The organism is Brachyspira sp. SAP_772 (assembly GCF_009755885.1).
Classification (GTDB): domain Bacteria; phylum Spirochaetota; class Brachyspiria; order Brachyspirales; family Brachyspiraceae; genus Brachyspira.
This window is the reverse complement of record NZ_VYIX01000160.1, coordinates 1-713: the sequence shown is the minus strand read 5'-3', so window position 1 is coordinate 713 and position 713 is coordinate 1. Positions and strand designations below refer to the sequence as shown.

Genomic DNA, 713 nt, shown 5'->3' with positions numbered 1-713 from the left:
CAAAGAAAGCATATTTTGTATCTATTTGTACTTTTTCTCCTGCTTCTTTAAAGTTTTGAGCGTGTTTTCCATTATGCTTCCTTTTAATTTTTTTCTTTTTACTTCTATACAAATTATTTTCTTTTAKGACAGTTTCTATTGCGGTTGTTCCTACTTTAATCGCTTCTAATTCTAATTGTTTTTGTATTTTAAATTTACCATAACCATATAATTTTCTTATCTCAATTATTCTTTTAATAATCTTTTTATCTTTCAATTTGTTTTTATTAGTTTTAGGTTTAGTAGATTTAGGTTTTATAATAGAACAAGTTTCTAATTGCCTTTTCCAATAATAATATGTTCTAATACTAATATCATATTTAGAAGCTAATATTTCTTTATTCTTAACTTTATTGATTTTTAGAACTATCTTTTTTCTTTGATTTGAAGTATATTCTTTMATAGGTATTCCTTTAAATTTAGCTATTTATATTATAAGGAATACCTACTTTATTTTAAMTAAAAAACGTGCAATATCTATGGCTCCTAAACAATTAACTATCATTTTTTTGTTTAAAATTTTTCATTATAATGTTATAGTATATGTAACTATACTTTTATGAACATTATAGGTGTAATATGTTWAATTTATTTAATAAAGACGATGAAGTAATAAAATCAAAAGATGGTGTATTTGATAAATATCATCATATTATAGCTTGGATACCATTTGT

The 713-nt window shown here is 21.7% G+C and carries 1 pseudogene; it reads right to left on the bottom strand.

The features are described 5' to 3' along the window. Nucleotides 1-442: pseudogene (locus GQX97_RS13245) on the bottom strand (transposase); the annotation flags it as partial. Nucleotides 443-713: the final 271 nt, after the last annotated feature.